The 24445-nt window shown below is 62.6% G+C and carries 20 protein-coding genes; 2 read left to right on the top strand and 18 right to left on the bottom strand.

Going from position 1 to position 24445, the window contains the following annotated elements; translation table 11 throughout:
• The 13 genes from M1D78_RS16515 to dksA form a co-directional block, all read right to left on the bottom strand.
• Window positions 1-2892, bottom strand: a complete 2892-nt coding sequence (locus M1D78_RS16515; RefSeq protein WP_437421072.1) for a DUF748 domain-containing protein — start codon at window positions 2890-2892, stop codon at window positions 1-3.
• 186 nt (window positions 2893-3078) lie between these two features.
• On the bottom strand, window positions 3079-3954 hold the full coding sequence (locus M1D78_RS16510) for an oxygenase MpaB family protein (protein WP_437421335.1): 876 nt from the start codon (window positions 3952-3954) through the stop codon (window positions 3079-3081).
• Between the two features lie 78 nt (window positions 3955-4032).
• Window positions 4033-5697, bottom strand: a complete 1665-nt coding sequence (gene pgi / locus M1D78_RS16505) for a glucose-6-phosphate isomerase (RefSeq protein ID WP_437421071.1) — start codon at window positions 5695-5697, stop codon at window positions 4033-4035.
• A 357-nt stretch (window positions 5698-6054) separates the two neighbouring features.
• Window positions 6055-6435 (bottom strand): aspartate 1-decarboxylase, encoded by a 381-nt coding sequence (panD, locus tag M1D78_RS16500; protein WP_437421070.1) that lies wholly within the window; start codon window positions 6433-6435, stop codon window positions 6055-6057.
• A 100-nt stretch (window positions 6436-6535) separates the two neighbouring features.
• Entirely contained in the window at window positions 6536-7399 is an 864-nt protein-coding gene (panC, locus tag M1D78_RS16495) for a pantoate--beta-alanine ligase (protein WP_437421069.1), read from the bottom strand.
• On the bottom strand, window positions 7396-8196 hold the full coding sequence (gene panB, locus M1D78_RS16490; RefSeq protein WP_437421068.1) for a 3-methyl-2-oxobutanoate hydroxymethyltransferase: 801 nt from the start codon (window positions 8194-8196) through the stop codon (window positions 7396-7398). The genes panC and panB overlap by 4 nt, the downstream gene beginning before the upstream one ends.
• A gap of 161 nt (window positions 8197-8357) precedes the next feature.
• Window positions 8358-8852, bottom strand: a complete 495-nt coding sequence (gene folK / locus M1D78_RS16485; RefSeq protein WP_437421067.1) for a 2-amino-4-hydroxy-6-hydroxymethyldihydropteridine diphosphokinase — start codon at window positions 8850-8852, stop codon at window positions 8358-8360.
• Window positions 8853-10247 carry a polynucleotide adenylyltransferase PcnB gene (locus M1D78_RS16480; protein ID WP_437421066.1) on the bottom strand — a complete coding sequence of 465 codons (1395 nt, stop codon included), beginning with the start codon at window positions 10245-10247 and terminating at the stop codon, window positions 8853-8855.
• Between the two features lie 646 nt (window positions 10248-10893).
• Window positions 10894-12312 carry a sigma-54-dependent transcriptional regulator gene (locus M1D78_RS16475; RefSeq protein WP_437421065.1) on the bottom strand — a complete coding sequence of 473 codons (1419 nt, stop codon included), beginning with the start codon at window positions 12310-12312 and terminating at the stop codon, window positions 10894-10896.
• A gap of 144 nt (window positions 12313-12456) precedes the next feature.
• Window positions 12457-15411 (bottom strand): sensor histidine kinase, encoded by a 2955-nt coding sequence (locus M1D78_RS16470; protein ID WP_437421064.1) that lies wholly within the window; start codon window positions 15409-15411, stop codon window positions 12457-12459.
• Window positions 15395-15571: a hypothetical protein gene (locus M1D78_RS16465; protein ID WP_003095129.1), complete on the bottom strand. Its 177-nt coding sequence runs from the start codon at window positions 15569-15571 to the stop codon at window positions 15395-15397. The genes M1D78_RS16470 and M1D78_RS16465 overlap by 17 nt, the downstream gene beginning before the upstream one ends.
• A gap of 169 nt (window positions 15572-15740) precedes the next feature.
• Window positions 15741-16631 carry a tRNA glutamyl-Q(34) synthetase GluQRS gene (gene gluQRS, locus M1D78_RS16460; RefSeq protein WP_437421063.1) on the bottom strand — a complete coding sequence of 297 codons (891 nt, stop codon included), beginning with the start codon at window positions 16629-16631 and terminating at the stop codon, window positions 15741-15743.
• Window positions 16632-16723: 92 nt separating this feature from the next.
• Window positions 16724-17167, bottom strand: a complete 444-nt coding sequence (dksA, locus tag M1D78_RS16455) for an RNA polymerase-binding protein DksA (RefSeq protein WP_019342101.1) — start codon at window positions 17165-17167, stop codon at window positions 16724-16726.
• A gap of 192 nt (window positions 17168-17359) precedes the next feature.
• On the opposite strand from dksA, the gene M1D78_RS16450 reads away from it, so the two are divergent.
• Together M1D78_RS16450 and sfsA are read left to right on the top strand one after the other, a co-directional pair.
• Entirely contained in the window at window positions 17360-18532 is a 1173-nt protein-coding gene (locus M1D78_RS16450; RefSeq protein WP_437421062.1) for a pyridoxal phosphate-dependent aminotransferase, read from the top strand.
• Window positions 18532-19239 (top strand): DNA/RNA nuclease SfsA, encoded by a 708-nt coding sequence (gene sfsA / locus M1D78_RS16445; protein ID WP_437421061.1) that lies wholly within the window; start codon window positions 18532-18534, stop codon window positions 19237-19239. Before M1D78_RS16450 ends, sfsA begins: the two co-directional genes overlap by 1 nt.
• 16 nt (window positions 19240-19255) lie before the next feature.
• On the opposite strand, the gene M1D78_RS16440 is transcribed toward sfsA, so the two are convergent.
• From M1D78_RS16440 to M1D78_RS16420, 5 genes are all read right to left on the bottom strand, one after another.
• Window positions 19256-20563 (bottom strand): PQQ-dependent sugar dehydrogenase, encoded by a 1308-nt coding sequence (locus M1D78_RS16440; RefSeq protein ID WP_437421060.1) that lies wholly within the window; start codon window positions 20561-20563, stop codon window positions 19256-19258.
• Window positions 20564-20581: 18 nt separating this feature from the next.
• Window positions 20582-21094: an MgtC/SapB family protein gene (locus M1D78_RS16435; protein ID WP_437421059.1), complete on the bottom strand. Its 513-nt coding sequence runs from the start codon at window positions 21092-21094 to the stop codon at window positions 20582-20584.
• Between the two features lie 63 nt (window positions 21095-21157).
• Window positions 21158-22180 (bottom strand): DUF5924 family protein, encoded by a 1023-nt coding sequence (locus M1D78_RS16430; protein ID WP_437421058.1) that lies wholly within the window; start codon window positions 22178-22180, stop codon window positions 21158-21160.
• 128 nt (window positions 22181-22308) lie between these two features.
• A complete protein-coding gene (locus tag M1D78_RS16425) occupies window positions 22309-22812 on the bottom strand; it encodes a DUF2726 domain-containing protein (RefSeq protein ID WP_437421057.1) in 504 nt (167 codons plus the stop codon).
• A gap of 462 nt (window positions 22813-23274) precedes the next feature.
• Window positions 23275-23862 (bottom strand): LOG family protein, encoded by a 588-nt coding sequence (locus M1D78_RS16420; RefSeq protein WP_437421056.1) that lies wholly within the window; start codon window positions 23860-23862, stop codon window positions 23275-23277.
• Between the last annotated feature and the right edge of the window lie 583 nt (window positions 23863-24445).

Here is a 24445-nt window from a genome sequence, read left to right as displayed (position 1 = left end):
TCATTCCGCTCCAAGATGCAGGGTGGTGGGAACCATGCCGTTATCCCCGGCTTCAGTGATGCCCGTGTCGAGCAGGTACAACCGGGCATCTGCGAGCCCAGCCTGGTCGACCAAATAATCCTTGATTGCGCTGGCGCGTTCACGGCTCAGGCGGCGTAGCAGGGCTGGGCTGTCAGCCCGGCTAGCCAGTATCGCTTCGCGCATACGAGCGCTGCGGGCCGCTTCGTCGAGTTCGGCCCATTCTGCCGGCGGCTGCTGTTTCAAACGGCTTCGGTAGATTCCTTCGAGCAGCGCCGGTTTGCTGTCTTCGCTGACTTGGAGTTCGGCGGGGTCGGCAGGCACGGTTTCGCCGCTGCGCTGCAGCATGTTGTATTGGGTTTGCTGGTATTCGCGCGTCAGCCATTGCTCGGCCAGTAGCGGTCCATCCATCTCCGGTGAGCTCTGACCTTCGATCTCCAGGCGCAATACAGGGCGTTCGTTAAGTGCCCGGCCAAGCGTGTCCAGGTTCGAGCGGGCTTCTTGGCTCAGTTCGCTACTGCCGGGTGCGAAACGCACCTTGTCCAGATCGGCCTGCTTACCGCCGACAAGGCCGCCGAGAAACCTGAAGGGTGCCTTCGCTGCACGGGTGACCAGATTGCGTAGCGTCTGCCAGACGATCGGCATGACATCGAATTCGGGGTTGTTGAGGTTGCCCTGCACCGGTAGCTCCAGCGCGATCGTGCCTTTGCTGTCTTTCAGCAACGCCACTGCGAGGCGTATTGGCAGGTCCACGGCCTGTGGGCTGTCGACCTTTTCCCCTAGCTGCAGCTGCTGCAGCACGACTTTGTTTTCCGCATTCAGTTGACCTTGGTTGATCCGGTAATGCAGATCCAGATCCATGCGGCCCTTGCGGATGCGGTAGCCGGCGAACTTGCTGGAATAGGGTGACAGCGTGGTCAGCTCGACCTGCCGGAAGCTGGTGGCCAGATCCAGGCTCTGCAAGGGGTCAAAGGGCGTAAGGCTGCCCTTGATGGTGACCGGTGCGTAACGGTCGACCTTTCCGTTGACGTTCACCGAGGCCGGCTGTTGTTGCCGGTTGTCCAGCGTGCCGACCGAGCCATTGAGTTGCTGGACGGCAGTGATGAAGGGCGGTCGCAGGCTCAGATCGGAAAAGTTGGCTGACCCGTCTTCGATGCTGATGCCGCCGATACGGATCGCCAACGGAGCGGTGTCGCCTTCGCGGGCATCGCTGCCGGCGCCATTGGCAGCTGGTTTGTCGACGAGCAGATCATTGATGTTGGTCGTCAGGTCGGGGTTGATGATGAAGCGCGCGTAAGGCTGGGCCAGTGCAACCTGGCCTATTTCCAGCCTCTGGGGGTGGCGGTAGTGAATCCCGTCAAGATGCAGCCGTTGCCACTTCAGCAGGTCACGGTTGTTGATGGTGTCGAGGGCGTGCAGTTGGGTCACGTCAGCACTGCCGCTGGCTTCGAACGTAAGCGGGTCGGTACTCGAGAGCGCCAGGTCGAGTTGGCTGGACAGGAGCCCGCTTCGCAGTTCGAGGTGGACGAAGGGACTGAGATAGGCCTGGGCAGTCCTCAGGTCGATATCTTGCGTTTCGATCGAAAGGGTCCCGCTGGCGGGCGACAGTTGGAGGCGGCCCTCGGCCAACAGCGTTCCACGGTTTCCAACGCCCGCTTCGAGCCGAAGGCCGAAAGGCTGCTTGCCCAGGCTGTCGAAGTTGTAAATGTGGAGGCCAAGCGGACCCACGTCGAGCGTTACGGCTTGCTCAGGCACCTTATCCGTCAGGTGAAGGCGATAGTCGCGCAGTTCGCCGTCCCTGACCACGACTTGCCATGGTTGGGCTTGTGCGGCGCCGGGCTCCGCAGCTGTTGCGTCGCTTGGCGTATCTTCGGCCGGTGAGGCGAAGAGCTCGAGCCAGTCTATGCGTCCATTCTCGTTCCGGCTCGCCCAGGCTTCCAGGTTGCGGCTGCGCAGTGTACCGATCACTGCGCGTCGGGCCGCCAGATCAAGCGAGGCTTCGCTGATGCTCAGCGCGTCGAGCGTCATCAGTGGATCGCCAGCCTGTGTGGCGAACTCGAGAGAGCCGAGTTGCAATTCCAGGTTGCTCAGCATCAGCTCGGTGCCCTGGGAAAGGTCGAGCTGATAGTCGCTCCCGATGCTAGCGCGGCCTTGCTGGAGTTTCAGCGGTACGGCGTTTTGCGCGTAGGCCCAGAGATCCTTCAAAGCCAAGTTGTGGATTTCCAGATGCCCCGATGAGCTGATCGGAGCCGGATTGAGCTGCCCTTTCCATTCGATGCGCGCCCCGCTGGGGCCGGCAGCAACGAGGGTGGCGTTCGCGGCGGCGTCGCTACGCGTGGCGAAATTACGCAGCTCGAAGTCCAGCGAGTCGAGCAGGATATCCACCGGTTCGTCCGGCCTGGCGTCGGCAAAGTGGAGCCGGCCTTGCATCAGAACGAGCCGATCGACCTGCAGTGCAAACGGCTCCTGGTCATCGCGGGGCGGCGAATCAGATGGGGGTATGTCGAATAAGGTGCTGAGGTTGAGCGTGCCGTTTTCGTCGAAGCGCACCTCGCTCTGCAGCCCGGTCAGCTCGGTGTCGGCGATTTGCAGGGCGCGACGCCACAGGCTGCTCCACATGACGTCGAGGTATAGATGATCGAAGCCGATCTGCTCTTTTCCCTGCTCGCCGATGCGAAGGCCGAACAACCACAGCTCTAGGCTGAACGGGTTCAATTCGATTCGCTGTAGGTGCGCCGGAACTGTCGCGTATTGCCCCAGCTGTTGGTTGGCCACGCGCTGTGCGACGCCGGGCAGAATGAGAAAGCCGAGCAGGCAGTAACAGACCAGTGCCATGACCGCGCCGAGGAGGGCGCGTTTCAGTCCTTTGGGCATACGATGCGGATTTCCAGGCAGTTGACTGGCCTTGGAGTATGTCACGAGTGCCGGGTTCCTCCGCATCGTCATCCGCCACGCTTTGCTTGAGAGGTCGATGGGCGTGTCCGACAGGACCGTCAGTGGCGAGCGTCGGAGGAGGTTCCAGGCTTAGCTGGTCGCGGTTAGCGGCCTGGCTTTCGGTCATTAGTGGGCAGGCCGTTCCATGCGCCTGCGCGCCCGATGCGCTGAGCCGTTGCGCACCGCCCAGCGCAGAACCGGGGCCGTGCTCCGCACGCCTACCCGGATCGCCTGGCGGGTGACGGGGTGCTGATGCAAGCCAAGCATTTCACGGGCCCAGTCGGGCAGCAGCTCCACGCCGGCGCGCATCATCAGCGCACCGAAGGGACGGGCCAGGGCACTGGGCGCTGGTGCCGTGAATAGAATCCGCACGATCTCTCGGGAGCGGTCATCGCAACGGAGGCTAGGCCGTATGTCCTGTAGGTACCGTGCGACGGCATCGCGCGAACGCGGCACGTTCCGTGCGCCCAGCGCCTCGGCGACCTGCGCGACTTCGCTGTAGTAGCGGTCCTGTTCATCGCCCGGCAGCGCCGGGTTGAGGTAGCGCAGGTGTGCCTCGAGAAAGTTGCTCACTTCGGCGACATGGACCCAAGTGAGCAGGTCCGGATCGTACGCTGCGTAAGGGCGGCCATCCGGCGCTTGCCCGATGACCTTGAGGTGAATCGTCCGCACACGCTCGATCAGGCGCTGTGCGTCGGCCCGGCTGCCAAAGGTCGTGCCTGAAATGAACTGCCCGGTTCGACGCAGCCGCCCGAGCAGGTCCTCCCGAAAATTCGAGTGGTCCCAGACGCCGGCCAACGCCAGCGGGTGCAGGGCCTGCAGCAACAGCGCGGCGATACCACCGACCATCATCGACGTGAAGTCCCCATGGACGCGCCAGCATACCGAATCAGGCCCGAACAAGCCGGGGTCGCCCGGTGGGTTCTCGTAGTCCACGCCACCGATCGCCAGGCCAGTGAGGCTCATGACCTGGGCTTCGATGGTGCGGCGTAGGGCTTCCATAGCGGGAAAGGGCTGCGTTAGGCCAGCGATGCCGACCTGTCCGGTTGGCAGGTCGGATATGCTCAAGCGGCCAAAGCGTCAGCCGCGATGACGGCCACGGAAGAAGTCGATGAGCCCTTGGGTCGAAGCGTCCTCGGCTGGCGGCGCATCGAAGCTGGTCATCTGACCATAGACGGCCTTGCCAAGCTCTTTGCCGAGCTCCACACCCCACTGGTCGAACGAATTGATGCCCCAGATAACGCCTTGCACGAATACCTTGTGTTCGTAGAGCGCAATCAGCGCCCCGAGGCGGCCGGGGCTGATGGTTTCCATGACGAGCGTGTTGCTGGGGCGGTTCCCCGGGATCACCTTGTGCGGTGCCAGGCGCTCGATTTCGGGTTCGCTCAGGCCTTTGGCGCGCAGCTCGGCCTCGGCTTCGCTGCGGGTCTTGCCCAGCATCAGTGCCTGGCTCTGCGACAGGCAATTGGCATAGAGCCACTCGTGGTGATCGGCGACGGGATTATGGCTGACCACTGGCACGATGAAGTCGGCAGGGATCAGCGGGGTGCCCTGGTGCAGCAACTGGTGGTAGGCATGCTGGCCGTTGGCGCCGACCCCGCCCCAGATCACCGGGCCGGTGTTGCAGGACACGGGCGTACCGTCCTGGCGGACGCTCTTGCCGTTGGACTCCATGTCCATCTGCTGCAGGTGTTTGACGAAGTTGCGCAGGTAGTGGTCATAGGGCAGGAAGGCGTAGCTCTGCGCGCCCCAAAAATTGTGGTACCAGACCCCAAGCATGGCCAGCAGGACGGGCATGTTGCTTTCGAAGGGCTCGCTCAGAAAGTGCTGGTCCATGCTGTAGGCGCCGGATAGCAGGTCCTTGAAGTTGGACATGCCGATGGCCAGGGCGATGGGCAGGCCGATCGCCGACCACAGCGAGTAGCGTCCGCCGACCCAGTCCCACATGGGGAATATGTTTTTCTCGCGGATCCCAAACTCGATCGCGGCCTGCTTGTTGCTGGTCACCGCGATGAAGTGGCGGTAGAGCTTCTCTTCGGTGCCGCCCTTGCCGAGGTACCAGTTGCGCGCGGCCTGTGCATTCTTCAGCGTCTCAAGCGTGCCGAAGGTCTTGCTGGAGATGATGAACAGCGTGGTCTCGACGTTGAGCTTGGCGGTCACCTCGCGGAACTCGCTGCCGTCGATATTCGCCAGGTAGTGCGTCCGCACGCCGTGCTGGGTAAAGGGCAGCAGTGCCTCGGAGACCAGCTGCGGGCCGAGAAACGAACCACCGATGCCGATGTTCACGACGTCGGTAATGGTTTTGTCGCTGAAGCCTCGCCAGAGGTTGTTATGGATCCGGGTAACGATGTCCGTCATCTGCGCCAGCGCAGCGTGCACGTCGCGCATGACGTTTTGCCCATCGACGAGCACAGAATCACCCATCGGCCTGCGCAGCGCGGTGTGCAGCACAGGGCGCTTCTCTGAAGCATTGATTTGTTCGCCCTCGAACATCGCGCGGGCAGCCTGCTCGACACCGGCCTCGCGCGCGAGGTTGACCAGCAGGGTACGGGTCTCGGCGGTGATCAGGTTCTTGGAGTAGTCAAGGAACAGGCCGCAGCAGGACGCCGACAGTTCGTCGAAGCGTTTCGGGTCGGCTTTGAAGGCTTCGCGCATGCTGAAATTCTGCATGCTCAGGCGATGTTCTTCTAAGGCCTTCCAGGACGACAGGCCGGTAGCATCGAGAGGGGTCTGGTAATAGCTCATGGTGGTGCGGCTTCCTTTGCTTGGCGGACTGGCTATGGCGCGCATGCGCACGGGTGGCATGGCAACTGGATGCAGTCACCGACAATCATTCGATCTTGCTGGCACGCTGGCGTTCTTCCTGAAGCGGCAGGCACGTACCGCTGCGGTGAGACCGAAGCGGCCGCGGCGCATCCAGCGCCGCCGAACTGGTCAGACTGGAAAAACGCCGGGGTGTTCCGAAGCGCAAGCGCGGCGTTCGAGCCTGGTCAGGGCGCAGGGTGGGACCATTGCAGATTTGCCCGGCTCCTGGGAAGCCCGCAGGGACAAAAAAGCCCGCGACACGGTGGTGTGGCGGGCTTGGGTATTTCTCTATACCGGTCAGGCGACCTGCACCGGGATGGCGTTACTGGTATGGCTGAGCTCGCCGTCGGCCCCCATATAAAGGACGTGTGGCTTGAAGTTTGCCAGTTCCGCCTCGCTGTAATGTGCGTAGGCGCAGATGATCAAGCGATGCCCGACACCAGCCTTGTGGGCCGCGGCGCCGTTGACGGAGATGATTCGGGAGCCTTCCTCGCCGCGGATGGCGTAGGTGGTGAAGCGTTCGCCGTTATCGACGTTGTAGATCTGGATCTGCTCGTACTCGCGAATGCCGGCGAGGTCGAGCCAGTCACCGTCGATGGCGCATGAGCCCTCGTAATCCAGCACCGAGTGGGTCACCTGGGCGCGGTGCAGTTTGGCCTTGAGCATGATGGCGTGCATGGCGGGGTCCTCCGGGTGCGCAAGCGGCGCAGAGTGTGCCCGAACCCCGGGGTGCGATCAATACCGGGGTCGGACAGTCTGGTACCGGTTTTACCGCAGTTCAGGGCGTCGCCGATGGCGCCTCGACCAGCAGGTTATCGATCAGTCGGGTCTTGCCCAGGAAGGCAGCCGCCAGGATCACCAGCTCGCCGTGGCTGCCGTCTGCAGGTTGCAGGTCCAGCGCATTGCGAATTTCCAGGTAATCGGGCCGCAGACCTGCCGCCAATAGGCCATCCGTGCCGGACGCCAGTAGCGCGGCGAAATCGCGCTCGCCCTGTCGGATGGCGTCGGCGATCGTTACCAGTGTGCGGTGCAGCGTCGGCGCAACGGCCCGCTCCTGAGTGCTCAGGTAGCCGTTACGTGAGGAGAGTGCGAGACCGTCCTCGGCCCTTACGATGGGCTCGCCGATGATCTGGATCGGCATGTTCAGGTCGCGCACCATGGTGCGGATGACGGCCAGTTGCTGGAAATCCTTCTCGCCAAACACGGCAAGGTCCGGCAATACCATGTTGAACAGCTTGCTGACGACCGTGGAGACACCGTCGAAGTGGCCCGGGCGGCTGCCGCCGCAAAGCCCTTCGGACACGCCGGGTACGCGAACAATGGTCTGCAGCGCCTGGCCGTTGGGGTACATCTCCTCGACACTTGGCGCGAACAGTAGGTGGCAACCGGCTTCGACGAGCTTTTCCTGATCGGCCGCGAGGGTGCGCGGGTAGCTTGCCAGGTCTTCGTTGGGCCCGAACTGCAGTGGGTTGACGAAGATGCTCGCGACGACGAACTCGGCACGCTGGCCGGCCTTTTTCACCAGGGCGATATGCCCGGCGTGCAGGTTGCCCATTGTCGGCACGAAGCCGATGCGCTTTCCTTCCCTGCGCGCGCGCGATACCGCCGCGCGCAGGTCAGCTATTGTCCTGACCACGTTCATGCTGAAAATCCGTGTTCGACCGCAGGGAATTCGACGGCCTTGACCGCCTTGACGTAGGCCGCGATGGCTGAGGGAATGTCACCGTGCTCGGACATGAAGTTCTTGACGAACTTGGGCGCGCGGCCGGTCAGTGAAAGGCCGAGCATGTCGTGCAGGACCAGCACCTGGCCATCCGTAGCGCTACCGGCACCAATGCCGATCACCGGCACGCTGACAGCCTGGGTGAGGCGCTCGGCCAGCTCGCTGGGCACGCATTCGAGCAGCAGCATGGCGGCGCCGGCTGCTTCGAGCGCCTTAGCATCTTCGATCATACGTTGTGCCTGCGCTTCCTGGCGGCCCTGCACCTTGTATCCGCCGAACAGGTTGACTGCCTGTGGCGTTAACCCCATGTGCGCGCAGACGGGGATGCCGCGCTCGGCCAGCAGCGAGATCGACTCGGCCAGCCAGGCAGCGCCTTCCACCTTGATCATGTGGGCCCCGGCTTTCATGAGCTGAGCCGAGTTGTCCAATGTTTGCTCGACTGTCGCGTTCGCCATGAATGGCAGGTCGGCGACAATCATGGCGCCGCGATTGCCGCGTTTGACGCAGGCCGTGTGGTAGGCCATTTCGTCGACCGAAACGGGAAGCGTGCTGTCATGGCCCTGCAGCACCATGCCGAGGGAGTCGCCGATCAGCAGCATTTCTACACCGGCTTCGCTGGCGGTTTTGGCAAAGGTGGCGTCATAGCAGGTGAGCATGACGATTTTCTCGCCCTTTTGCTTGAGGCCTTGCAGGGTTGTCAGGGTTACGTCTGGCATGAATGCCGTCCTCCTAGAGCCTCTCGAGTAGCCATGCTGCACCGGCAGCGGGCGGCTTGCCCTATTTGAATGCGTGCCGGCGGCGGGCCGCTATAGTCCCGATGGCGGCAGGCTAAGTCAATCGGCAGTGTTACCGGCAGGTGACGCCTGTTACCCAAGCGTTACAGCGGCGTCTCGAGTCGCTCGAGCCCAGTGAATGGGCAATTGGCGAGCAGGTCTGCCAGAAGCCGACCGTCCGCCAGGCGCAAGTCAGGCGGCGCGATTTCGGCGAGTGGATACAGGACGAACGCGCGAGCCTGAATATGGTAGTGCGGCACCTTCAGACGAGATTCATCGATCAGACGGTCGCCGAACAGCAGGATGTCCAGATCCAACGTGCGCGGCCCCCAGCGCTCGGCCTTGCGCTGACGTCCTTGCGTGGCTTCGATGGCTTGCAGGGCATCCAGCAGTTCAATCGGCTGCAATGTCGTGTCGAGCGCGGCCGCAGCATTGTTGTAGCGTGGTTGGTCAGGTGGGCCCAGCGGATCGCTTAGGTATAGCGACGAGACGGCCGCTAGCCTCGTTCGGGGGAGCAGGGTCAGGGCCTCGAGCGCGGCGCGCAATTGCTGGCGGGGCTCGGCCAGATTGCTGCCAAGACCGATGTAGGCGCGCTCCATTCAGTCAGCAGGCGCCGGCGCGCCGTCGTTCGGGCCGGACTTACGGCGGTTGTTGCGGCGGCGCTTGCGCGGAGCTGCACCACCTTCCTTGTTACCCAGCCCGCGGATCATCGCGCGGCGTTCACTTTCGTTGGCCTCCTGGTAATCGGTCCACCAGTCGCCAAGCCCTCCGGTTTCTTCGCCTGCGCTTTCGCGCAACAGCAGAAAGTCGTAGCCAGCACGGAACCTGGGGTTATCCAGCAATTGGTCGGCCCTGCGCCCTTGGCGACGCGGGAGGCGCTCTTGCATGTCCCATATCTCGCGCATCGGCATGCTGAATCGCTTGGGGATTGCGGTGCGCTGGCACTGCTCCCACACGATGTCGTGTGCAGCTTCCTGCATGGCCGGAATCGGCGGCAGGCCGCGCGCCTGGATTTCGGCAGCCCGAGCCGGTAGTGCCGGCCACAGCAGCGCGGCGAAGAGAAACGCCGGGGTGACTGGTTTGCCCTGGGCGATCCGCTGGTCGGTATTGGCCAGGGCGTTGCGGATCAGCGTGCCGGCGTAGTCTGGATCATCTTCCAGCGCGGCGGCGCTGGCGGGAAATAACGGAGCGAAGAGATCGAACTCCATCAAGAGGTCGAACGTGCGCTCCGCCTTGCCGGACAAGAACAACTTGATGACCTCGTCGAACAGCCGTGCGGCGGGAACATCATCAAGCAGGTCTGCCAGGTCGGCGATCGGTTCGGCGCTGTGCTTCTCGATCTCGAAATCGAGTTTGGCAGCGAAGCGCACCGCCCTGAGCATGCGCACCGGGTCTTCCTGATAGCGTTGCTCGGGGTCGCCGATCAGGCGGATCAAGCGGTTGCGAATGTCATGGACGCCATGGGTATGGTCCAGCACGCGTTCGGTCGAGGGATCGTAATAAAGCGCGTTGATGGTGAAGTCGCGGCGCTGGGCATCGTCTTCAAGCGTGCCGTAGACGTTGTCGCGCAGGATGCGGCCGCTCTCGTTGCGTGCCGACAGGTGGCTGTCCTCGTCCTCGTCGCTTTCTGGGTGGTTTGCACGGAAGGTCGCCACCTCGATGATTTCTCGTCCGAAGTGCACATGGACCAGTTTGAAACGGCGCCCGATCACCCGTGCATTACGGAACTCGGCACGAACCTGCTCAGGTGTGGCGCTGGTCGCTACGTCGTAATCCTTGGGTTCGAGGTCGAGCATCAAGTCGCGTACACAGCCACCGACGACGTAAGCCTGGTAGCCGGCCTGCTGAAGTCGCTCGACAACGCTGACGGCGTGCCGGCTGAAATCGTTGCGGTGCAGCGAATGCTGCCGGCTGGACAGTATTTCGGGTGTGCGGCGAGGATGCGGGAAGCGGCGCAGGGGAGAACGAAAAGACTGGAACAGCTTTTTCAGCATGAGAGGCACTGTGTGGCGAAAGGTGATGTGATGCAGCGAAAAGCCACGAAACGAGCGAGGATTCTAGCACCGGGTGCCGGGATGGTGAACGAAGCGCGGGGAGGTGTCAAAACGACAGCGGCCATATAGCACAAGGGGGAGCCGAAGCTCCCCCTTTCAAATGATGTCGCGTGCTTTTTTGTTATTAGTATTTCGGGCGTGTTGTTTTTGTTTGATCACCCGTTCCCGTCAGCCATCGCTTCGGGGAATCGCTCCTACGTTGGGAGCAAAGAGCAAACGGATTTCTTTGGTCGCTGATCTGCCTCGTTCCATCCAGTACAGGCACTGCTCTAGCAGCTTTTATTGTTCTCGGCCTGGTGGTGGGGCAAAACACCCCGTTGGGCACATCCTCTCCAAAAGAATCAGTTAGCTACGCCTCCGCCTTCTTGTCGTTGTTTTGCTGGAGCCGGTACGTCTTGTTCTTATTGTGGGTCTGCTTGTTATTGTTGTTGTGCCAGATATAAAGCACTTGCCGTGCCAGGTTTTAAATATCGTTATTTTTCAAGTGTTTATGGTTTTGTACCAATCAGCTGCCCATAAAAAACCGGGTTCCCGTTACCGATGAACCCGGTTTTTGTTACGGCTGGGTAGTGAAGGTAACAACTCACTACCCAGCCGCGCTCGACTTGCGCCGTGGGATACCCAGGCGCTGGCGGCGCTCCCACAGGCATTTGCGGCTGATGCCGAGCTTGCGGGCCAGCTCGGTTTCCGTCATGTGGTCCTGATGCTCCAATACGAAGTGCTGGAAATAGTCTTCCAGCGAGAGATCCTCGGTGGGTTCATTGCCGCTCGACACGACCCCAGGCGGCGTGCAGTTATCGTCGAAGTCGTCCTCCAGCTCATCGAGTTCCACATCGATACCGAGCAGGTCCGCACTGATTTCGGCGCTGTCGCTGAGGATTGCGGCGCGCTCGATGGCGTTTTCCAATTCACGCACGTTACCGGGCCAGGCATACAGGCGAACGGCTTGCTCGGCTTCGCGGGAAAAGTGCAGCGGCTCGCCACCGATGCGCTCGCACTGGCGTGCCAGAAAGGCCCGTGCGATCTCGAGTACATCGCTGCCACGCTCGCGCAGCGGCGGCAGTTTCAGCGCAATGACGTGGAGACGGTAATAGAGGTCTTCGCGAAATTGGCCAGTCTTGGCCAACGTTTTCAGGTCCCGGTGCGTCGCGGCGATGAGTCGGACATCGACCTTTTGTGATTGCGTCGAACCCACTCGGCGTATTTCGCCTTCCTGCAGAACGCGAAGCAGTCGGGCCTGGGCTTCGAGGGGCAGCTCGCCGATCTCATCGAGGAAGAGGGTGCCGCCGTCGGCCGCTTCGACAAGTCCGGCGCGGCCGGCATTGGCACCGGTAAAGGCGCCTTTTTCGTGGCCGAACAGCTCGGATTCGATCAGGGTTTCCGGGATTGCTGCGCAGTTGACCGAAATCATCGGCGCCTTGGCGCGCCGGGACAGGTTATGCAGCGCGCGCGCGACGAGTTCCTTGCCCGTCCCGGATTCGCCCTGGATGAGCACGTTCGAATCGGTCGGTGCGACCTTGCGAATCTTGCCGAACAGCTCCTGCATGGGGGCGCACTGGCCGATGATACCGATCCCGGTGTCACTGTTACCGGGTATTGCGGGGCTGGTGTTACCGGTCACGCGGGGCGTGGCTGCCGGCGTTGTCACAGCCTGCTCGTGGTCGCTGATGATGCGTGCCACCGTCTGCAGCATCTCGTCATGGTCGAAGGGCTTGGCGATGTAGTCCACCGCGCCGAGCTTCATCGAGTCCACTGCCGAGCGCAGGCTGGCATAGCTGGTCATGATCAACACCGGCGTGCCCTCGGCGAGCTTGATTAGCTCGGTGCCGGGCGCGCCGGGCAGGCGCAGGTCGCTGACGATGAGGTCGAAGCCCTGAATGCTGAAACGCTCCTGCGCTTCCTGAACGGAACCGGCCTCGCTGACCTGGTACTGGTTTCGTTCGAGGAGACGGCGCAGGGCTGAACGGATGATGGTTTCGTCTTCGACGATCAGAATGTGTGGCATCTGTACTCTCTCGACGGGTTGAGGCTGCTGCGGGCAGTGGCGGGCAGTGCGCCTGCTCGGCAGCGGTCGTGCATCGGCATGGCAGTCGCCCGGTGGGGGCGCCGGGTGCGCTGGCCAGGGTGGAACGCCTGGGTGCACGCCTCTTTAAACAATCGCATCGCTCGCCTCGACATGCCGGGGCAAGGTGATGCGGAAACGGGTACCGCGCTGGGTTTCCGGATTGGCGGGGCTGTCGATATCGATCCGGCCATAATGCTCTTCCACGATCGAATAGACCAGCGCGAGGCCGAGCCCAGTGCCTTCGCCGGGGTCTTTGGTGGTGAAGAAGGGCTCGAATAGCCGGTCCTGGATGGCTTTCGGAATACCAGTGCCTTCGTCCTCAACGATCAGGTAGACGGTCTGTTCCGACACCTCGCTGCGCACGCGGATCGGGTCGCCGGGACTGGAGGCGTCGCGTGCGTTGGCCAGCAAGTTGATCAGCACCTGCGCCAAGCGTTGCGGGTCGCCTTCGGCCACATGGGCAGGGTCGCACTGGTTGAAGAAACGCACCTCGGTACCCTGACGGTTGAGCGAGAGCAGGGCGATGGCGTCCTGCGTGACGTCGGCTAGGTTCACTGGGTACAGGTTCTGTTGCCGGCCGCCAGCATGGGCGAAGCTCATCAGCGACTGCACGATCCGCGACACCCGTTTGGTCTGCTCGACGATCTGGTTGCTGATCTCGATAATCTCGGGGTCGGCCTCGCGCTCTTCGCGAAGATTCTGCGCCAGGCAGGCGATCCCGGTGATGGGGTTGCCAATTTCGTGAGCGACCCCGGCGGCCAGGCGGCCAATGCTCGCCAGGCGCTCGGAATGCACCAGACGATCTTCGAGTTGCTGAGTCTCGGTAAGGTCTTCGATGAGCAGTACCAGGCCACTATTGGCCGGCGCCAGCGGTTCGGCAATCGCCGCCTTGTGCAGGTTCAGGCAGCGGCTGTGGCCATCGAGCTGCAGCCGTTGCTTATGCAGATGCTCGTCGTTCTGCTTGATGAAGCCGGCAAGCAAGCTGCGCCAGGGTTCGGCGATGGTCGATAGGCGCGACCCGACCACGTGCAGCGCCGGGATCTCGGTCAACTCTTCCAATGCGCGATTCCACATCAGGATTTCCTGATCCTTGGCCAGCGAGCAGACACCCATCGGGAGTTCCTGCAGCGTCTGGCGATGGTAGCGGCGCAGGGCATCCAGCTCGGCGGCGAGGCCGGTCAGGCGCGAGTGGTATTCCTCGAGGCGGCTTTCGATGAAGTGGATGTCCTCCGTGACATAGCCATCGGCGCCATTCTTGTAGGAGAGGAAGTTTTCTACGATGTCCTGCGCGACGCTCGGGCCCATCAGGCCCGACAGATTGGCCTCGATGCGATCACGCAGGCGCCGAAGGGCGTACGGGCGATGTTCGTCGAAGGGTAGCTGCAGATCACGCAGCGCCTGCTCGACCTCGCGCTGGGCGGTCTTGGCGCCTAGCGGTTTGGCCAATTGGGTGGCGAACTCCTGCGGCGAGGCGGCGATCAGCTCACGGCGTTGCGGGCGGCGGACGTTCTCGACGGCGCAGGCTTCGGCTGCGGCCTGTTCCTCGGGGCTGGTTTCGGTGAACAGCGAGAACAGCGAAAACGCCAGCACGTTGACCGCCAGCGAGGCGATCGCCGCCAGATGCCAACTGGTGTCGTCAAGCACGTACACCACGTTCAGCAGCGGGATGTAGAAACCGTCCAGGTTGCCGACCAGCGGCAGCAACATGGTCACGACCCACACGGCGATGCCGGCGAGCAGGCCGATGATGTAGCCGCGGCGATTGGCGGTCGGCCAGTACAACACCGAGAGCACGCCAGGCAGGAACTGCAACGTGGCGACGAAGGCAACGATGCCGAGATTGGACAGGTCCTGCTCGGCGCCGAGCAGCAGGTAAAAGCCGTAGCCGGCCATGATGATCGTCAGGATCAGGCTACGGCGGGTCCATTTCAGCCATCGATAGATATTGCCCTCGGCCGGCGGCTGGTACAGCGGCAATACCAGATGATTCAGCGCCATGCCTGATAGCGCCAGGGTGCTGACGATGATCAGCCCGCTGGAGGCGGAAAGGCCGCCGACGAACGCGAGCAGGGTAAGCGCCTCGCTCTGTGCGGTGATGCCGAGGCCTAGGGTGAAATATTCAGGATTGGTGCTGACGCCGAGCTTCAGGCCGGCCCACAGAATCAGCGGCACGGCCAGGCTCATTAGCAGGAGATACAGCGGCAAGCCCCAACTGGCACTGACCAGCGCGCGTGGGTTGAGATTTTCGGTAAAGGTCATGTGGTACATGTGCGGCATCACGATCGCCGAGGCGAAGAACACCAGCAGCAGGGTGCGCCAGGGGCCTTCCTGCAAAGGTGTATGCAGGGCCTGTAGCGCCGACTGGTTCTGCAGCAGCCAGATCTCCAGCTGGTGCGGCCCGCCGAAGACCACATAGAGCGCATACAGCCCGACGCCGGCGAACATCACCAGCTTGACCACGGATTCGAATGCGATCGCGAACACCAACCCCTCGTGCTTCTCCCGCGTCGCGATGTGCTTGGCGCCAAAGAGGATGGTGAACAGCATGATCATCACGCAGTAGCCCAGCGCGACGCGTTCCTGCAGCGGCTCCAGGGTGAGAATGCCGATGGCGTCCGCTACCGCCTGGATCTGCAGGGCGAGCAACGGCAGCATGCCGATCAGCATTACCACGGTGGTCAGCGCGCCACTCCAGGTGCTGCGAAAGCGAAAGGCGAAGAGGTCGGCCAGCGATGCCAGCTGGTACGTGCGTGTGATCCGCAAGATGGGATAGAGCAGCACCGGTGCCAGCAGGAAAGCCCCGCAGACGCCGAGGTACGTCGCCAGAAACCCGTACCCGTACTGGTAGGCGAGGCCCACGGTGCCATAGAAGGCCCAAGCGCTGGCATACACGCCCAGCGACAGCGTGTAGGTCAAGGGATGGCGGATCATCCAGCGCGGTATCAAGCCGCGCTCGCTGACCCAGGCGACGCCGAACAGCACAAGCAGGTAGGCGACGCTGATGAGGATCAGATGGCTGAGGCTAAAGCTCGTCGGCATCGCGCTGGCTCTGAAGAATGAACGTCACCACGATCAGGATCAGCCACAACAGGTAGGGCCGGTACCAGGCGCCGTTGGGGTCGATCCACCAATCCATGATCGCGGGGGAGAACAAATAGATCCCCACGACCAGGAGCAGCACCAGTCGGTAGATGTACATGCCGGAACTCGTGTCGAATGTGCGGGGGATGGTAATGGATGGAGGGTGAAGCTTGAAGCGCGAAGCGAGTTCACGGCTATGCGCGCCTCGGTCGGCCTGGGTGGCATGATCGAATGCCGATCCGGTCCAGGGCCTAGGGCGCCGCGCCTGCTGCTTTCGGCGGCGGGCTTCAAATTAGCTGCGCCTCGGCCAATGTGCGAACGCGCGGGATGCGGTCGGCATTCCAGTGGCGGATCGCCCATTCGAGTATCTCGTAGGGTAGCGCGTCGGCGAGCGGTTCCGGAGTCGGCTGGCCGAGGGCACGCAAGGCGCGCAGCAGCATCGGGGTGGCTTCGTTGGCCTGCAGGGGTGGCGACCGGTAGCGCTTGCCGAGCTTGTGTCCGTCCGGCTGGATGATCAGCGGGACATGCAGGTAGCGCGGGCATGGCAGGCCAAGTAGCTCCTGCAAATAGAGCTGGCGGGGCGTGGAATCGAGCAGATCGGCGCCGCGCACGATGTCGGTCACACCCTGCCAGGCGTCATCGAGCACCACGGCGAGCTGATAGGCGACCAAACCGTCGCGCCGGCGGATGACGAAGTCACCCACGTCGGTGGATAGGTGCTGACCGAACTCGCCCTGGACGCGATCAATGAAACGGAAGGTACGCTCCGGCACCAGCAGGCGGATGGCAGCATCTGCCGCATCGCGGCCAGCGCCTCGGCAGAAGCCTGGGTACAACCCGGCGAACGGTTCCAATTGCTTGCGCGAACAAGTGCAGGCGTAGGCGTGCCCCTGCGCCCGGAGTTGTTCGATCACGGCGGCGTAAACATCCAGCCGGCTGCTCTGGCGTTCCATCGGACCGTCCCATTCGAAGCCATAGGCTTCCAGCGCCTGGACGATTGCGGCTTGGGCACCGGGCATTTCGCGTGGCGGGTCGAGATCTTCCATGCGCAGCAACCATCGGCCGCCCGCAGCACGTGCGTCGAGGTAGGACGCCAGGGCCGCCATCAGCGAGCCGAAGTGCAGGTAACCGCTGGGTGTAGGGGCGAAGCGACCAACGTAGGGTGTGGCGAGTGACATGGGCCGGCTCGGAGCAGTGAACGGCGCGGCGGATGGTGCAGGGCGTGCAGGTGCCGCAAATGAAACGGGGCGCCGTAGCGCCCCGTTCGGGATCAGGAACCGATCTGCTTTTCCTTGATCTCCGCCAGCGTCTTGCAATCGATGCAGAGCGTAGCGGTGGGGCGTGCTTCAAGGCGGCGGATGCCAATCTCGACGCCACAGGAGTCACACCAGCCGTATTCGTTGTCTTCGATCAGTTGCAGCGTCTCGTCGATCTTCTTGATCAGCTTGCGTTCGCGATCGCGTGCACGCAGTTCCAGGCTGAACTCTTCTTCCTGGCTGGCGCGGTCTGCCGGATCGGGGAAGTTGGCAGCCTCGTCCTGCATGTGGTGAACGGTGCGATCGACTTCCTCCATCAGCTCCAGCTTCCATTTGTTCAGGATGCCGGTGAAATGAGCGCGCATGTTGTCGCTCATGTACTCCTCACCCTTGGACTCCTTGTAGGGCACGAAGGCGCGAATCAGTTGGTTGCTGGGTGTCGTTTTGGTAATGGGCATGGATGAACGCCTCTCGCTATGTCCATTGCGCAGGATAATGAGTCCCTCTGCCGGCCCGTGCCGGCCCTGCGGCTGCAAGCGGGCGAACTTACCAGAACGAATCGGGGTGCGCTACTCCCGAATCTTATGGTGGCTGCGGCGTCAGTGGGACCTTGGGTAGAATTCACGTTTTGTTCCTGTCAGGAAGGTCAGATGACCTCGTCATATAGCGCGCGTAGCCGTGCAATCGAACCCTTTCATGTCATGGCGCTGCTGGCGCGAGCCAACGAGCTGCAGGCGTTGGGGCGTGATGTCATCCACCTGGAAATCGGTGAGCCGGACTTCACTACCCCGGCGCCCATCGTCGCGGCGGGGCAGGCTGCCCTGGCCGCTGGGCAGACTCGCTACACCGCCGCCCGCGGGCTGCCGCAGCTGCGCGAGGCGATTGCCGGTTTCTACGCCGAGCGATATCAACTGTCTATTGACCCCGAACGGGTGCTGATTACTCCCGGTGGGTCCGGTGCGCTGTTACTGACCAGCAGCCTGCTGGTCGATCCGGGCCGGCACTGGCTGTTGGCCGACCCCGGCTATCCCTGTAACCGCCACTTCCTGCGGCTTGTCGAGGGAGCTGCGCAATTGGTGCCGGTGGGGCCGGACGTTCGTTATCAACTGACCCCCGAACTGATCGACCGTTACTGGGATCGGGACAGTGTCGGTGCGCTGGTTGCATCCCCGGCGAATCCGACCGGGACGCTACTTGAACGCGATGAGCTGGCCGCGCTGTCCGTTGCGCTTAGGGCGCGGGGTGGCCATTTGGTCGTCGACGAGATCTACCACGGGCTGACCTACGGCACCGATGCGGCCAGTGTGCTGCAGGTCGATGACGAAGCGTTCGTACTCAACAGTTTCTCCAAGTATTTCGGTATGACCGGCTGGCGCCTGGGTTGGCTGGTGGCGCCTCCGGCTGCCGTCCCCGAGCTCGAGAAGCTGGCGCAGAATCTTTACATCAGCGCGCCGACCGTGGCCCAGCACGCCGCGCTGGCCTGCTTCGAGCCGGGCACCATCGAGATTCTCGAAGCGCGCCGTGCCGAATTTGCGCGGCGTCGAGACTTCCTTCTGCCAGCGCTGCGTGAATTGGGCTTCGGCATCGCCGTCGAGCCGCAGGGCGCCTTTTACCTGTATGCCGATATCGCCGCGTTCGGCGGCGATGCCTACCGCTTCTGCCAGCACATGCTCGAAACGCAGTCCGTAGCGATCACTCCGGGGCTGGACTTCGGTCGGCATCAAGCCGGTCATCACGTGCGCTTCGCCTACACGCAGAACCTGCCACGCCTGGAGCAAGCGGTCGAGCGCATTGCGCTGGGCCTGCAGAGCTGGGCCGGCTGATGCGTTACGCGACGGCACTCGAAGAAGGGCGGCTGGTGCGGCGGTACAAGCGATTCTTCGCCGACATCCTGACCGAGACGGGCGAACCGCTATGCATTCACTGCCCGAACACCGGTTCGATGCTCAACTGCATGAGCGAGGGCGCGCGGGTGTGGTTTCAGCGCAACAACGACCCCAAGCGCAAGCTGCCCGGCACCTGGGAACTGGTCGAAACGCCCCAGGGGCGGCTGGCCTGCGTGAATACGGCGCGTGCCAATCGGCTCGTGGAGGAAGCGCTGCTGGGCGGGGTGATCGAGCCGCTGGCTGGCTTTACCGAGCTCAAGCGTGAAGTGGCCTATGGCATCGAAAACAGCCGTGTGGATTTTCGTCTCGATTACCCGGCGGGGCCGGCCTTCGTCGAGGTGAAAAGTGTCACCTTGGGCTACGGCGATACGGCCGTAGCGGCGTTTCCGGACGCCGTGACCAGCCGTGGCGCCCGTCACCTGCGCGAGTTGGCAGCGCTTGCCCGCGACGGTGTTCGGGCCGTGCAGTTGTATTGCGTCAACCTCAGCGGGATCGAGGCAGTGCGCCCGGCGGAGGAAGTCGATCCGCGCTACGCGGCCGCGCTGCGTGAGGCGGTGGAGGCGGGCGTCGAGGTGCTGGCCTATGGCGTGACGATCACACCCGAGGAAATTTGCCTAAGCCGTCGGCTCCCGGTAGTGCTCTAGCCGCGGCCGGCACGGATCAGTCGCGTGGCGTGACCCGCCAGATCACATCGCCCACATCGTCCGCGACCAGCAGGGCACCCATGGCGTCCACCGCGACGCCCACGGGCCGGCCCATGGCCTGCTCGTTGTCGTCGACGAATCCAGTCAGGATGTCCTCGGGTTGACCGGCCGGCTGGCCGTTTTCGAAGGGAACGAAGATCACCTTGTAGCCGCTGCGCGGCTTGCGGTTCCACGAGCCGTGTTGCCCGATGAAAGCGCCGTGGCGATAGCGCGTCGGGAATCGTTCGCCCTCGTAGAAAACCAGGCCCAGCGATGCGGTATGCGCACCTAATGCGTAGTCGGGCACAAGTGCTTGGGCGACAAGATCCGGCCGCTGCGGCTCGACGCGCGTATCCAGATGCTGACCGTAGTAGCTGTAAGGCCATCCATAGAAGCCGCCACGCTGAACGGACGTCATGTAGTCAGGCACCAGGTCACTGCCGATCTCGTCGCGCTCATTGACCGTCGTCCACAGCGCACCGCTGTCCGGTTGCCAAGCCAGCCCGTTGGGGTTGCGAAGGCCCCAGGCGAAGCGTTGCAGCGTCTTGCGCTCAGGATCGACTTCCAGAATTGCGGCGCGGTTTTCCTCTGCGTCCATGCCATTTTCCGCGACGTTGCTGTTCGACCCGCTGGTGACGTAGAGGTGCGCGCCGTCCTGGCTGGCGATGACGTTCTTGGTCCAGTGGTGGTTGATCGGGCCGGCCGGCAGATCGACGATCTTCTCGCCGGAGGCCTCGATGCGCGTGGCGCCGTCGCGGTAAGGGAAGCGCAGCAACGCATCCGTGTTGGCAACATACAAGTCGTCATCGACCAGGGCCATCCCGAACGGCGAATTGAGGCCGTCGAGAAAAAGACTACGTTCGTCCGGCAAGCCGTCGCCATCCGTGTCTCGAAACAGGGTAATGCGGTTGGCACTGGGGCTACCGGAGCCGGCGCGTGCCATGATTTTCCCGGCGATCCAGCCGCGTAGCCCGCCGCTATCTTCTTTGGGCGGTGCGGCGCTTTCGGCGACCAGCACATCGCCGTTGGGCAGCACATATAGCCAGCGCGGATGATCCAAATCACGCGCAAAAGCCTGAACCTGAAATCCATCTGCCGCGACGGGCGTCGTGCCCTCTGGCCAGCCAGTCGCTGTAGCGATATTCACCGTCGGTAGCAGCGAGGTGACCGGTTCCGGCAAGGTCGGGTCCGGGCCGTAGCCGGCATCGACCGGCAGGCGAGCGCGGTCGCCACAGCCGGCCAGAACCAGGCCAAGCGCGGCCGTAACGGCGAGAGAAATGCGCATCAGGAGCTCCTGCTCGGTTCAGTCGTTTTCCCCCTGGCGCTTGCGTGGCGACACGCGTGCCACGTGCTTCTCCAGATGGGGCATCAACCTCAGAATAGCCAACGCGAACACTGTAGTAAGAACAGCGGTGCTTTCGTGCCCCAGCCCGGCGGCGACGCCAATAGCGGCGGTCAGCCAGATACCGGCAGCAGTGGTCAGGCCCTTGACGTCCTGCAGCGAGTCGCCCTTCAGGATGGTGCCTGCACCGAGAAAGCCGACGCCGGTAATGATCCCCTGCATCACCCGCGACAAGTCCTCGACCTTCATGCCGGCTTCCAGCGGCACCAATACGAAAAGTGCCGCGCCCAGTGAGACCAGCATATGGGTGCGCAAGCCAGCGGCCTTACCCTTATATTCGCGCTCGTAGCCTAGGGCACCCCCCAGAAAGGCCGCGACGAGCAGGCGCACCGATACGCGCACGGCATGCTCCAGGTCCGGCAGGTCAGAAAACTCCGAGGCGACAACGCGGCACAGCATTTCCCACCATTCCATAGATCCTCCAGCGAACTGTGCCTGCCACTCATAGCGTTTTGGAGTCGTCACCCACCGCTGCGTTCATTCATGCACCTCGAAGCGCAGCATGCCGATCATCTGCCCGGCCTCGGTCACGACGCGTACTCGCCAACGGCCTGCGGCGGCCTGGGGGAAGTTGCGCTTGTGGCTCCAGGCCCGATAACCGGCGTCCCGACCACCACTGATCTCCAATGAGATACGGTCGACCTGACGGCCATTGTGGGTCCACTCGTGGAAGATGCGCTCTTTCAGGCCGCGCGGCGCATTGATCGCGGTAAAGGCATAGAGGCCATTGGCGTGCAGCTGTGCCAGGCTCAGCGAGCGCAGCCGCTCGCCCGGTTTGCGCGAGCGGTTATCGAGCGAAGTGCTGATCGCCACGTCGGTCAGCCACAGCGTTGCCGGCGGCACCCAGGTTCGTCCCATCCAGCCGGCAAAGCCGACCACACCGGCGAGTACCAGCACACCGAGCACGCTGCGCCAGTTCCAGGCTGGAAACAGGCCGCCCAGGCTGGGCAGCGCCAGCAGCACGGCGATGCCCAGCGACCAGGCATAGCTCTGCGGCGTGGAGAGATGAAAGATGATCGGGAGGGCCGTGAGCAGCACGGCGAACAGCGTCAGTGCGTGGAACGCGAGGTAAATCCAGCGTCGCGGCGCAAGCCATTTGTAGTAGAGGGGGTCGACGAGCGACACCAGCGCGGCGAGCCCGAGCAGGATGGTGAACACCGCCTGACCGCTGTTCCAGGTGGTGGTGATGAAGAAGAACGGAATGATGAAGAACAGGCTTTCCTGATGAACAATCTGCGTGACGTAGCGCAACAGCGGCGCAGGCACCTTCCAGCCGAACCTACGCTCCAGGCCGCGGCGCAGATTGCGCTCGAGCATCAGCCAGAGCCAACTGAGCAGCATGACGGCTGCGACCACCTTGGCCAGCCCTGCCTGGCGTTCGACGAGTACGAAACTGGCGACACCAGAGCAGAAACCAAAGAGCGCCACCACGCCCGGGTAGCGCTGTATCAGGCGGGAGACGATCTGGACGAGGGCGGTGATCCGCGATTTTAACGGCATGGTGCGTTCAGACCTGAACGTGGGCAGGTGGGATAAGGGTTAGGGCCGCTGAGGGTAGCGGTCGCAGCACGCGGTGGCCAGGCTCGGGGAAGGACGGTTCGATCACTGGGACTAATGGCTTGGGCGCATCACGCCTGGGGCAGGGTAGTGGTGCCGGCGGCGACCGCCTGTTCGATCGCGGCCTTGACGCGGTCATAGCTGCGAGCAGTTTCCGCGGGTAAGCGGACCATCGGAAGGCCGATGGTTTGGCAGAGTTCATCCATAAAGGCATTGGCTGGTGTGCCGGCCTCCATTTCAATCGCGCAAACGGGTGCTAGCGACGCCGGGTCGCACAGCAGAAAGTCGAAACGCGACGCCGAGATCCGATTGTGAGCTTGGTACCAGGGCGCACGCCTGGGCACGGCGGTCACGTCGACCACATCGGCCAGACGAACCTTGGCGAACACACGGTACTGCTCGCCTACAGCCTGCTCGAGTAGAGTCAGCAAGGCACGTTCTTCAGGCGCGAACAGTGGGGTATGCAACTGGTACGGCATGCGCAGCGCGGGGTGGTTGTACTGCCGCTGCTTGATGAAAAACACCAGGGCAAAACAAACGAAGGCAGCCAGCACCATTCCGAGAAATACCATCATGGCGTGTACGCTCGTAGCGAGGGGCACGCATTCAGGCGATTGTGACGTTGACGCATGTACGACTCTTCTGGAGGTGGCTGTAACGGGTTGGAGCGGGGCGTTGTCGGAGAGTTCGCCGACATCGTGTGCCAGCCTAGGCATTCTGAAGCCGGCCAATAGTTATCCATGATTACTGTGCAAGGCATTGTGGATAACCTTGGGGTTGAAACGGCAACGCCGCGCTGTTCTTGACGTTGCGCGATATGATCAACATTTGACCAGCCCGGGAGGTAAGGCTCCAACGCTGCTTTGGCTCTCTGAAAAACCGTTTTCCACGTTTCCTTTTTGGCGAAATATCGTCAGGCGGATCTTATCCACGGTTGCTGTGGGTGCCGCTGTGGATAACGCGAGGAAAACCCGCTGCAGCGGGCACCGGCCGTGGCTCACCATACAGTGTTCGTTTTTTGATCAGCTCACGATTGCTTAGCTAACGGTGCGTTCTTGCCAACGTACATCGGCGGTGGGCGCCCAGTGTTCGAGCATGGCTAGGAGGGTTTGTGGAGAGTCGCTGCGCTGTAGCATGTCGCGATGCGGCGCTTTGACGAAGCCTTGTTCCACCAGATGGTCCAGAAAGTGGCTGAGCTTGCTGTAGAAGTGCTTGATGTCCAGCAGGCCGAGCGGTTTACGGTGGTAGCCAAGCTGCCCCCAGGTCCAGACTTCGAATAGCTCTTCCAGAGTTCCAAGCCCGCCCGGCAGCGCAATGAAAGCGTCCGCCAATTCCGCCATGCGAGCCTTGCGTGCATGCATGCCGTCCACGACTTCCAGTCGGGTCAGTCCGGTATGGCCGACTTCCGCATTTTTCAAACTCTGCGGAATGATCCCGATGACCTCGCCGCCGGCTGCTAACGCCGCGTCGGCAACCACGCCCATCAGGCCAACCGCTCCGCCACCGTACACCAAGGTTATGCCCTGCCTGGCCAGCGCCTGGCCCAGCGCTATGGCCGCTTCTTTATACGCCGGGTCGTGGCCCGTGCTGGCGCCGCAAAATACGCAAATCGAACGCATGGTCATGGTCTGCTCCGTCAATGAGAGGCGGGCAGCGTAGCGCCTGTTCGCTGGCTTCACCAAGCCTCAGCGGTCGCTAAGGCAACCTCCACTGGTGCCCGAGGCGTAATTGGCGAAGAGCTTCTGAATGAAATCAAGGCTGAGCATGGCATGGCTCCTCTGGTTCGACGTTTGCAGCCTAGGCGCTACTGACAACGATGGCCCGTTAGTTTTTCGAATCGCGGCCATAGGGGCGCCCCGATGAGTTATCCCCTCTCGTTGTGGAGCGCTCAGTGGATAACCTATTTATTTTTCTGCCGAAGCGGCGAGCGACGTGGCCTCGACAGTTCTGTTCAGAAACTGATCAAGCGCTGGGCCGATGCCATAACTCGCTGTCCGAAAAGATAAATTACCGATGATGCGTTTGGTTATGGCGCTCGCTACCCTACCCATGAGTTGTTAAGGATATCTGTGGGACGCTCTGTGGATAACGTGGGGGCACTTTGCGGGAAGCCTAATGCGCTGCGGGCTTGCAGCGTACGATCAAAGAATGAACAGCGTTGCGCTGCGTCATCCCAGCCCTTTATGCATGCCCATTCATTCGCAGCGC

Source organism: Pseudomonas sp. SA195, assembly GCF_054131565.1.
Note: the sequence above shows the minus strand (reverse complement) of the source record. Positions and strands in the feature narration are given on the sequence as shown.

What these genes read in the sequence shown, in the direction of transcription:
- gluQRS (WP_437421063.1), bottom strand. Translation starts at nt 16,631, where the DNA reads ATGTCACTCGCCACACCCTACGTTGGTCGCTTCGCCCCTACACCCAGC.
- M1D78_RS16510 (WP_437421335.1), bottom strand. Translation starts at nt 3,954, where the DNA reads ATGGAAGCCCTACGCCGCACCATCGAAGCCCAGGTCATGAGCCTCACT.
- M1D78_RS16480 (WP_437421066.1), bottom strand. Translation starts at nt 10,247, where the DNA reads ATGCTGAAAAAGCTGTTCCAGTCTTTTCGTTCTCCCCTGCGCCGCTTC.
- M1D78_RS16440 (WP_437421060.1), bottom strand. Translation starts at nt 20,563, where the DNA reads ATGCGCATTTCTCTCGCCGTTACGGCCGCGCTTGGCCTGGTTCTGGCC.
- M1D78_RS16435 (WP_437421059.1), bottom strand. Translation starts at nt 21,094, where the DNA reads ATGGAATGGTGGGAAATGCTGTGCCGCGTTGTCGCCTCGGAGTTTTCT.
- M1D78_RS16470 (WP_437421064.1), bottom strand. Translation starts at nt 15,411, where the DNA reads ATGCCGACGAGCTTTAGCCTCAGCCATCTGATCCTCATCAGCGTCGCC.
- dksA (WP_019342101.1), bottom strand. Translation starts at nt 17,167, where the DNA reads ATGCCCATTACCAAAACGACACCCAGCAACCAACTGATTCGCGCCTTC.
- panC (WP_437421069.1), bottom strand. Translation starts at nt 7,399, where the DNA reads ATGAACGTGGTCAGGACAATAGCTGACCTGCGCGCGGCGGTATCGCGC.
- M1D78_RS16430 (WP_437421058.1), bottom strand. Translation starts at nt 22,180, where the DNA reads ATGCCGTTAAAATCGCGGATCACCGCCCTCGTCCAGATCGTCTCCCGC.
- M1D78_RS16515 (WP_437421072.1), bottom strand. Translation starts at nt 2,892, where the DNA reads ATGCCCAAAGGACTGAAACGCGCCCTCCTCGGCGCGGTCATGGCACTG.
- folK (WP_437421067.1), bottom strand. Translation starts at nt 8,852, where the DNA reads ATGGAGCGCGCCTACATCGGTCTTGGCAGCAATCTGGCCGAGCCCCGC.
- panB (WP_437421068.1), bottom strand. Translation starts at nt 8,196, where the DNA reads ATGCCAGACGTAACCCTGACAACCCTGCAAGGCCTCAAGCAAAAGGGC.
- panD (WP_437421070.1), bottom strand. Translation starts at nt 6,435, where the DNA reads ATGCACGCCATCATGCTCAAGGCCAAACTGCACCGCGCCCAGGTGACC.
- sfsA (WP_437421061.1), top strand. Translation starts at nt 18,532, where the DNA reads ATGCGTTACGCGACGGCACTCGAAGAAGGGCGGCTGGTGCGGCGGTAC.
- M1D78_RS16475 (WP_437421065.1), bottom strand. Translation starts at nt 12,312, where the DNA reads ATGCCACACATTCTGATCGTCGAAGACGAAACCATCATCCGTTCAGCC.
- M1D78_RS16425 (WP_437421057.1), bottom strand. Translation starts at nt 22,812, where the DNA reads ATGATGGTATTTCTCGGAATGGTGCTGGCTGCCTTCGTTTGTTTTGCC.
- M1D78_RS16465 (WP_003095129.1), bottom strand. Translation starts at nt 15,571, where the DNA reads ATGTACATCTACCGACTGGTGCTGCTCCTGGTCGTGGGGATCTATTTG.
- pgi (WP_437421071.1), bottom strand. Translation starts at nt 5,697, where the DNA reads ATGAGCTATTACCAGACCCCTCTCGATGCTACCGGCCTGTCGTCCTGG.
- M1D78_RS16450 (WP_437421062.1), top strand. Translation starts at nt 17,360, where the DNA reads ATGACCTCGTCATATAGCGCGCGTAGCCGTGCAATCGAACCCTTTCAT.
- M1D78_RS16420 (WP_437421056.1), bottom strand. Translation starts at nt 23,862, where the DNA reads ATGACCATGCGTTCGATTTGCGTATTTTGCGGCGCCAGCACGGGCCAC.